The 9,144-nt window shown below is 66.3% G+C and carries 9 protein-coding genes; 6 read left to right on the forward strand and 3 right to left on the reverse strand.

Annotated features, from left to right (window positions below; translation table 11 throughout):
- The 3 genes from DM816_RS37145 to DM816_RS37155 form a co-directional block, all read left to right on the forward strand.
- A partial coding sequence (locus DM816_RS37145) for a [protein-PII] uridylyltransferase family protein (RefSeq protein ID WP_483964170.1) occupies positions 1–563 on the forward strand: 563 nt, incomplete at its 5' end.
- Positions 564–572: 9 nt separating this feature from the next.
- The gene (locus tag DM816_RS37150; RefSeq protein ID WP_117215194.1) at positions 573–1,352 is read left to right on the forward strand and encodes a metallophosphoesterase; all 780 of its coding nucleotides are present in this window, start codon (positions 573–575) and stop codon (positions 1,350–1,352) included.
- A gap of 757 nt (positions 1,353–2,109) precedes the next feature.
- Positions 2,110–3,267, forward strand: coding sequence for a hypothetical protein (locus DM816_RS37155; protein ID WP_162908223.1), 1,158 nt, complete (start codon positions 2,110–2,112; stop codon positions 3,265–3,267).
- A gap of 76 nt (positions 3,268–3,343) precedes the next feature.
- Here the strand turns inward: DM816_RS37155 and DM816_RS37160 are convergent, their stop codons facing one another.
- Positions 3,344–5,749, reverse strand: coding sequence for a penicillin acylase family protein (locus DM816_RS37160; RefSeq protein ID WP_117215196.1), 2,406 nt, complete (start codon positions 5,747–5,749; stop codon positions 3,344–3,346).
- A gap of 11 nt (positions 5,750–5,760) precedes the next feature.
- Between DM816_RS37160 and DM816_RS37165 the strand changes: the two genes are divergently transcribed.
- The gene (locus DM816_RS37165; RefSeq protein ID WP_117215197.1) at positions 5,761–6,030 is read left to right on the forward strand and encodes a hypothetical protein; all 270 of its coding nucleotides are present in this window, start codon (positions 5,761–5,763) and stop codon (positions 6,028–6,030) included.
- A 22-nt stretch (positions 6,031–6,052) separates the two neighbouring features.
- On the opposite strand, the gene glnA is transcribed toward DM816_RS37165, so the two are convergent.
- A complete protein-coding gene (gene glnA / locus DM816_RS37170) occupies positions 6,053–7,483 on the reverse strand; it encodes a type I glutamate--ammonia ligase (protein WP_117215200.1) in 1,431 nt (476 codons plus the stop codon).
- A 118-nt stretch (positions 7,484–7,601) separates the two neighbouring features.
- On the opposite strand from glnA, the gene DM816_RS37175 reads away from it, so the two are divergent.
- Positions 7,602–7,967: an RDD family protein gene (locus tag DM816_RS37175; RefSeq protein WP_117215198.1), complete on the forward strand. Its 366-nt coding sequence runs from the start codon at positions 7,602–7,604 to the stop codon at positions 7,965–7,967.
- A gap of 21 nt (positions 7,968–7,988) precedes the next feature.
- A complete protein-coding gene (locus DM816_RS37180; RefSeq protein WP_117215199.1) occupies positions 7,989–8,813 on the forward strand; it encodes a MerR family transcriptional regulator in 825 nt (274 codons plus the stop codon).
- Positions 8,814–8,817: 4 nt separating this feature from the next.
- Here DM816_RS37180 and DM816_RS37185 read toward each other — a convergent pair.
- A partial coding sequence (locus tag DM816_RS37185; protein ID WP_162908224.1) for an amidohydrolase family protein occupies positions 8,818–9,144 on the reverse strand: 327 nt, incomplete at its 5' end.

A 9,144-nucleotide genomic window follows, 5' to 3' on the forward strand; every position in this document is an offset into this window, starting at 1 on the left:
CGCAGGCACTGCTTCGGGCGAGGACCGTGGCCGGGTCTGCCTCGCTCGCGGAGTCCTTTATGGAGCTGATAGACCCTATTCGGTACCCGGCGGGAGGCCTGCGGCGCGAGCAGATCACCGAGATCCGGCGGATCAAGGCGCGCGTGGAAAGCGAACGGCTCCCGCGCGGGGCAGACCCGCTCACGCACGTCAAGTTGGGCCGGGGTGGGCTGGCCGACGTGGAGTGGACGGTGCAGTTGCTCCAGCTGCGGCACGGGCACAAGATCGCGGGGCTGCGCAGCACGCGCACGCTGCGCGCGCTCGGCGCGGCGGCGGGGGCCGGGCTGGTACCGGATGAAGAAAAAATGGCATTGGAACGGGCGTGGATACTGTGTTCGCGGGTGCGCAACGCATTGACACTCATCCGTGGCAGAGCGTCCGATCAGCTCCCCCGGCACGGCGCTGAGCTGGCCGGGGTCGCCCGGCTGCTCGGCGCCTCCAAGGAGCCTGGACGGTTCCTGGACGAATACCTGAAGGTCACCCGGCGGGCTCGCGCGGCGGTCGAGCGGTTGTTCCTAAGTTAGAGTGATCCGATGGCGCTGTATGTGGTAGGCGACGTGCATGGGTTTGCGGCCCAGGCCACGACTGCGCTGCGCGACGCCGGGCTCATCGACGAGAAGGGCCGCTGGTCCGGTGGCCAAGACAAGCTGTGGTTCCTGGGCGATCTGACCGACCGCGGGCCCAACGGCATCGCCGTGATCGACCTGGTGCGCCGGCTGCAGCGGGAGGCGGCCGAGGCCGGGGGCGAGGTCGGCTGCGTGATCGGCAACCATGACTTGCTGCTGATGGGCAGCAGATACATCCCCGACTCCCCGGTGACCGACCAGCGCACGATCATCCAGGTGTGGGCGCTCAACGGTGGGCAGGAGCAGGATCTGTCCGGTTTGGACGATGAGCGGGCCGAGTGGCTGGCTGGGCTGCCGGCCGTGGCGCTGGTCGAGGACCACCTGCTGATCCACGCCGACACGGTCGGCTATCTGGAGTTCGGCCAGACCATCGATGAGATCAACGAGACGGTCCGCACCTTCATGCGGGAGAAGGATCCCAGCTCGTTCGGGGTGCAGACCCGGCTGCTGTTCCGGCGGTTCGACTTCCTCGACGCCGCCGATGGCGTGGCCAATGCGCGCAAGCTGCTGGACACGTTGGGCGGCAAGCAGATCGTCCACGGGCACTCGACAATCCCGGAGACGTTCGGGGTCAGTCCGTCCGCAGTGGACGGTCCCATGGTCTACGCCGGCGGCCTCGTCGTCGCGACCGACACCGGCCTCGCCCTCGGCGCCCCCTGCGTCGTCATCCCGCTGCCGCTCCAATAACCCGCCCAGCCCCGCTTGCCCTGGGTCGCCGTGCCGTTGCCGCCGCCTGACTTCGGAGACGAGCCCTATGTAGACTGGCACGTTCTTCCGCTGAGGCTTACCGCTTGGCGAGCGGTTGCGCTGAGGCGGATGGTAGAGTAAAGTCCATAGTGACCGTGTTCAGTTGGTCATTCCCTGATTCGAGATTCGCGATTCTCTCATGCCTTGATTCGATAATCGGCATTCCGCACTTCGTGATTCGAGTCTCCCTCATTCCAGTATTCTGAGCTTCGTTCATTCGAGCTTCCACGATTCCGTGAGTTTAAGATTCGTGCAATCCCCATTCCGACATTCCGGTTCTCCGAGGCATGCCGACAAGCAATGCTTTCACGCATGCAAATTCACATCTCGACATTCCCCTTGCGTAAGTGACATTGACACGACACGGAAGGGCTTGAGATGGATCTTCAAGCTACATCAATCGTCGCCGCCTCCGTCACCATGCAGGCCTTACTCACTGAGGTTCACTCTGAACTGGCCTGGCACTTTGCGTTGGCGTGGCTGGTGGCCGCGATCGTCGAGGTCCTCAGGACCCGACCATAGCGCCGGTGACGGGAAAGGTCATCAAGCATGACTTTCCCGTTGCCATTGATCCTTCAGACAAATGGAGAAGACAACAATGGAGCACAGATTAATAGACATCACGCGGGCCTGGCCGGCTACGGAACTGGAGCTCATCGGCAGGATCCTTGACGGCAAGGCGGCGGGCGACCCGGAAGTGCTGGTGATCGGCTTCGATTATCAGCGCGGGGCGATCGGCGAGACCGGTGGCTACAGGTTCGTCGGCATCGGCGATCCCCAGGCGGAGTCTGTGGTGGCCGAGCGCATCGCGAAGCTGGTGCAGGAGCAGGCGGAGGCCGGGTCCGAACCCGTCGTCCTCTACTCGTTCCACCCCCTGGTGCTGGCGTTGTGCGACAACCTGGCGGGTCAGGGCCACTCGGTCTCGGGCCGCAACCTCACCGAGTTCTCCAGGTCCAAGGCGGCCGTGGACACCAAGGCCACATCGCGCTGGCCGGCGGACTTCATGCAGATCGACGAGGCCCTGGCTGTGCTCGTCACGGTGCTACAGGAAAAGGGACATGTCGGCCGGGACAAACCTGTCTTTAAGACAGAGATCCGCAAGCTGTTGCAGCGAGCGGACATCCGCTTCGACAAGAACCACTCGAAGGCCTCCGGGTCGCAAAACCTCATCAGTGAACTGGTCAACCAGGCGGCGGCCCGGGGGTTGATCGATGTGGCGGGCAAGGAACCGAGGATCGTGCTCTGGCTGCGGGAGCCGAAGAGCGTTCAGGCCGAGATCGGGGAGGAGCGCACTCCGTCCCAGGAGTACGTGAACATACTGATGTCGAGCGGCCTCGGGCCGTTTGCCGACTTCCGTACCCAGCTGTACGACATGATCGAGCTGACCGTGCACGACAACGCGGGCAAGCTGGGCCGCACCGAGCTGGTCAAGCGCGCCGTCGCGGGAGTCCGGGAGCAGGCGCCCGATTTGCTTCTACGTCCGAGGCGCAAGCCGATTCCGCGCGACAGCTATCCGTGGAACAAGCTGCGCGTGTTCGCGGGTGAGCTGCTGGAGAAGGTTCCCGTTCTCCTTAACGAGGCCGGGCAACCGTTCTGTGCGTCGTGGGGGACGGCTTTCGACAAGGTCCACGGGCTGACCGAGGACTGGCGGAACCAGTTGGAGTCCTTTCTCGTGCTCGAGTTGGTTCGGAAGGGCGCGGTGATCCGCTCGGGTCAGGCCGAGGATCTCGCGGGCGCGCTGTTCGCCAACCGGTCCGAGGAGAGCGTGGTGCGGGTGGAGGAGATATTGCAGCCTTTGTTCGAGAAAGGCAGGCTGCGCTTCGATCCCGATACCGACACGTTGTGCCTTGCATGATGTCTAGGTGATGTGTGACCGTGACCCGCCGGACCGGTCCGGCGGGTCACGCATTTTGGCGCCGGAGGCCGTCCAGCTAACCACCCACCAGGGTGAGCGTGACTTTCCTCTCCCGCTCGATGGTCGCCCGGTCGAACCGGAACGAGACCATCTGCCCGGTGCGCCACAGCTCGAACTGGTCGGAGTAGTTGGCGTGGAACGGATGCCCGGAGTTGCCGGTCAGCTGGATCCAGCGGGACTCGTTCAGGTTGTTCAGGTCCACGATCATGCGCATGCTCGGTACGGCGTCGACCTCATAGCCCCGCTTGGCATCCCACCCGGTCGCGTTGACGAGCGCGTCGCCGCCCGGGATTTCGGCGACCGGCAGGTTGAACAGCCATTCGATCGGCGCGATGCCCGAGGACCCGAACGTGGCGTGCGTCGGCGTGAGCGTGTGCATCGCGCCCCAGCGCCAGTCGGACGCGTCTTCGCCCTGCGCGTCGGCGAGCTCCTTGACGGCAGCGGCCATCGCCCGCCCGATCATGTCGTCGCGCGTCTCGACCACGTCCGCGGTCGACTTGTCGTCCCACCAGGCCGACGATGGGCTGTCGAGCAGCCGCCGCACCACCTCGAACCACCGGTCGCCGCCGTCCGGCGCATGGTCGGAAGTCATCTCGTCAAACGTGAGCAACAGCAGGTGCCGCCAGATCGCGTTGTAGTAGGCGGCCGCGGCCGAGTCGTCCGGCTGCTCGAACTTGGTCCACGCCTTGAGCAGCGCGTCGGCGTCCTGCTCGACCCGCGACAGGGGCTGCCGCTTGACCCGCAGCAGGTGCGGCACCAGCGTGGGCGCGAACCCGTTGCGGCTGTCGAACTGCATCTTCTGCACGTCATCGACCGTGATTTGCCCGCGATGCGTGGAGATCATGTCGTTGATGCGCTGCGAACGGTACCCGTAACTCCAGTCACTGGTCAGCATGTGGGGATACGCCGGCCCGGCGACCGCCTGGTTGGCCGTCACGATGTAGCCCTGCGGCGGGTTGTACACACTCGGCAGCTGATCGAACGGGATGTATCCGGTCCAGTCGTAGGCCGGGTCCCAGCCGGGCGCCAGGTAGCGGCCGTCTCCCTTGCCGCGCACGGGAATCTTGCCCGGGGTCTGATAGCCGATATTGCCATCGACGTCCGCGTATATCATATTTTGCGCCGGTACCTCGAACAGCTCCGCCGCTTTCCGGAAGTCCGCCCAGTTCGTGGCCTTGTTGAGCCGCATGATCGCATCGCCCGTGCGCCCCGGCTCCAGCGCGGTCCACCGGATGGCGATGGCCTTGTCCTTGGCGAGCTTCTTGAGCTCATCGCTCGCATCCGAGATCAGCGGCCCGTGCTTGGTGCTCCGCACGGTGATCGTCACATCGGCCCCGCCCGCGACCTTGACCGTCTCCTGCCGCGACGTCACCTCGGCCGTCTGGTCCTCCAGATACAGGTCGATGACGTCCGGCCCGAGATTGGTGAACCCCCAAGCGATCCGGGCGTTGTGTCCAATCACGACACCGGGAACGCCCGAGAACGTGAACCCGGCAACGTTGAGCCCGCAGTCGCAGTGCAGGCCCATCTGATACCAAATCCCGGGCTGGCTCGGACTCAGATGCGGATCGTTGGCCAGGATCGGCTTCCCCGTGCCCGTCTTGCTCCCGCTGATCACCCACGAGTTCGACCCGATCCCGTCGATCTTGCGTTCCAAACTATCCAAAGTAGACGTGTGTCCGCTCCCGGGCGCGTAATCGGCCGCCACGATCGGCGCGTTGCGATCATATGGATACGCCGGGTAGAGCTCGTCCACCTGCTCGCGGGTCAGCCCGACACCCTCCAGCACGGCCCGCCGGATCTCGTCTTGCATGTTGCCGCGCAGGTCCCAAGCCATCGCCTTGAGCCAGGCCAGGCTGTCCACCGGATGCCACCGCTCGATCACGTAGTCCGAGTTTTGCAGGCCCAACAACCGATACTCCAGCGAGTCGCCGCTCGGGTTGGCCTCAAGCCACGCGTTGACCCCCTCGGCGTAGGCGGTCAGCGCGGCCCGCGCGTCCTCCGACAACAGCGCGAACTCCTGCTCGGCCACCCGCCGCCAGCCCATGGTGCGCAGGTAGATGTCGGTCTTCAGCTGGCTCTCGCCGAAGATCTCGGCCACCCGCCCGGCCGTCACGTGCCGCCGGAAGTCCATCTCCCAGAAGCGATCCTGGGCGTGCACATATCCCTGCGCCTTCAGCAGATCGGCCTCGGTTTTGGCATAGATCTGAGGTATCCCATGCTGATCGCGGTGCACGGTCACCGGCGCGCTCAACCCCTTGAGCGTCAGCGTCCCGTTGTGCTGCGGGAAGCCCGCCCGCACGGCCCACACCACCCATCCGGCCCCGGCCGCGAGCAGCGCGACCACACCGACCAGCGACCAGACTCCAACCAACCGGAGCACCCGAAGAACGCGAGGGGACGGCTTCACGATCGGCAACATAGCATCAGGGTGTGACAGCGGCGATCGCCGATCGTTTGCTCACCGGCGACGAACCGTGGATGCGCATCCGTGACGCATCACCGCCGCCGCTGCGCCTCGGTCCTCGCGGCCCGCTGTTCGCGGCGATCCGGCTCGGCTACCCCGACGAGCGCACCGACCGGCACCTGGCCCGTGGAGGGTCGCCACGGCAAACAGGCCGGGAGCTCGTCGACCGGTCCAGCCCCGCGCAGGCCCTATGCGTGACCGAGGGCCTCCCAGAATCCTGGAAGGCCCTCGGCTAACCGGAGTTGAGCAAGCTGTAGATCACACGTCGAAGTAGAGCTGGAATTCGTGTGGTGTCGGGCGCAGCCGGACCGAGTCGATCTCGGCGCTGCGCTTGTAGTCGATCCAGGTCTCGATCAGGTCCTGGGTGAACACGCCACCGGCGAGCAGGTACTCGTGGTCGGCCTCCAGGCCGCTGAGCACCTCTGGCAGCGAGCCGGGCACCTGCGTGACCGCGGCCGCCTCCTCCGGGGGCAGGTCGTAGAGGTCCTTGTCCACCGGCGCCGGCGGCTCGATCTTGTTCTTCACGCCGTCGAGGCCGGCCATGAGCATCGCCGAGAACGCGAGGTACGGGTTGCTCGACGGGTCGGGGCAGCGGAACTCGATGCGCTTGGCCTTGGCGTTGGTGCCCGTGACCGGGATGCGCGTGCAGGCGGAGCGGTTGCGCTGCGAGTACACCAGGTTGACCGGGGCCTCGAACCCGGGCACCAGGCGCCGGTACGAGTTGACGGTCGGGTTGGTGAACGCGAGCAGCGACGGGGCGTGGTGCAGCAGACCGCCGATGTACCACCGGGCGACGTCGGACAGGCCCGCGTAGCCGGTCTCGTCGTACATCAGGTTTTCGCCGCCCAGCCACAGGCTCTGGTGGGTGTGCATGCCGGAGCCGTTATCGCCGAACAGCGGCTTGGGCATGAACGTCGCGGTCTTGCCCGCGACCCAGGCCGTGTTCTTCACCGTGTACTTGAACAGCTGCATCTGGTCGCCGGCCTGCAGCAGCGTGCCGAACCGGTAGTTGATCTCAGCCTGGCCGGCGGTGCCCACCTCGTGGTGCGCCCGCTCGACCGTGAAGCCGAGCTTCACCAGGTTGGACACCATCTGGTCGCGCAGGTCGGCGTAGTGGTCCGTCGGGGCCACCGGGAAGTAACCGCCCTTGTAGCCCGGCTTGTAGCCGCGGTTGGGCTGGTCGCCGTCGAGCTGGCGGCCGGTGTTCCACGCGCCCTCGATCGAGTCGATGTGGTAATAGCCCTCGTTGGCGCCGGTCGAGTAGCGGATCGAGTCGAAGATGTAGAACTCGGCCTCGGCGCCGAAGTAGGCCGTGTCGGCGATGCCGCTGGAAGCCAGGTAGGCCTCGGCCTTCTTGGCCACGTTGCGCGGGTCGCGCGAGTAGGCCTCACGCGTGAACGGGTCGTGGATGAAGAAGTTGAGCGCGAGCGTCTTCTGAGCCCGGAACGGGTCGATGAACGCGGTGCTCACATCGGGCAGCAGCAGCATGTCCGATTCGTGGATCGCCTGGAAACCGCGGATCGAAGACCCGTCGAAGGCGAGACCGTCGGTGAACACCTTCGCGTCGAAGGACTCGACCGGCACGGTGAAGAACTGCATCTGACCGGGCAGGTCGCAGAAGCGCACATCGATGAACTTCACGCCCTCTGCTTTGAGGTATGACAGCAGCTCCTCGGAATTGGCGAACAACACGTCCTCCTGGCTTAACATCATGGGTTGGCTGGTAGCGAAGCTAGAACCGGTGGGTTGCCCGGTCGTGTCGCAACTGTTTCGGCCGTGTTACGTCACTGGTCTGTAGGCTCGGCCCGTGACCGCATCCGCCGCTCCCGCCGCGACCGCCCCGACGCTCGCCCGCCGATTCGGTGCCCTGCTTGTCGACTGGATTCTTTGTTTGCTGGTGTCGGGCCTCTTTGCCCGCCCCCTGACGGACGGCTGGGCGCCCGTTGTGGTCCTGATCGCAGAGTACGCCTTCTTTGTAGGGATCTTCGGGCAGACCCCCGGGATGAAGCTCGCGCGTTTCACCTGCATGAGCGCGTCGACCGGGCTGCCGGTCGGCATCCCGCGCGCCGCCCTGCGCGGCCTGCTGCTGGCGCTGGTCATCCCCGCCCTCCTCGGCGCGCACGACCGCATCGCCGGCACGGTCCTGCGCAGGCTTGACCCTGACACCGTGTGAGGCCCCACCCTCGGGTGTGCCATGTTCACCATCGGAGAGTTCGCCAGCCTGAGCCGGGTCTCGATCCGCATGCTGCGGCACTATGACGCCATCGGCCTGCTTCGACCCGCCTCTATAGATTCTTCTTCCGGGTACCGGTTGTACCGCGCGGATCAACTCCGGCGGCTCAACCGGATCGTCGCCCTGAAGGACCTCGGGTTCACCCTGCAGCAGGTGCAACAGATCATCGACGACAAGGTCGACGTCACCGAACTGCGCGGCATGCTGCGCCTGCGGCGGGCCCAGCTCGAAGTCCAGATGGCGGCCGACGCGGCCCGGCTCACCGGCGTCGAGGCGAGACTCCGCATGATCGAAAGGGAGGGCTTCATGTCCACCGAGGAAGTCGTGCTCAAGCAGATCGCCCCGATCCGCGTTGCCACGCTGACCGCCACCGCGGCAGGCTACGGCCCGGAGCAGATCGGCCCGGTGATCCAGCCGCTGTATGGGCAGCTTTGCGAGCGCATGCTCGCGGCCGGGCTCACGCTCGACGGCGGCCCGGCGGTCGCCTACTACGAACCGGCCGACGGCGAGTCCGTCATCGTGCACGCGGGCAGGCCCACCACCGCGGATGCCAGCGCCGCCAAGGACTTCGCCATCGTCGACCTGCCCATGGTCCCGACCGCGGCCACGATCATCCACCGCGGCTCGATGGACGATGTCATGCAGAGCGAGCACATCCTTGCCCGCTGGATTGAGGACAACGGATACAAGCCGGTCGGCCTGCACCGCGAGGTCTACCTCGACTACCACCCGGACAAGGTCGACGAGGGCATCACCGAGCTGCAGATCGCGGTCGTCCGGGCTTAGCTCGTCACGGCGCGGCCAGGCGGGCAGCGGCCGCGCGCAGCGTGCCGGTGAGCTCCGGGAGTCCACTGTGGACCGGCCGGCCGGCCCGCTTGACCACGCGCCCGGCGACGATGGCAGCTTCCACATTGCCCGGGTGGGCAGCGGTCACCACGGCTGGAATGGGATCCTGCGCGCCGGCGAGATTCACGTCGCCGGCGCGCAGCACGACCAGGTCGGCGTGCTTGCCGGGGCGCGGCGAGCCGATCCGCCCGGCGAGCCCGAGCGCGGCGGCGCGCAGCACGACCAGGTCGGCCTGCTTGCCGGGGCGCAGTGAGCCGATCCGCCCGGCGAG

The sequence above is a fragment of the Allorhizocola rhizosphaerae genome, assembly GCF_003426775.1.
Classification (GTDB): Bacteria; Actinomycetota; Actinomycetes; order Mycobacteriales; family Micromonosporaceae; genus Allorhizocola; species Allorhizocola rhizosphaerae.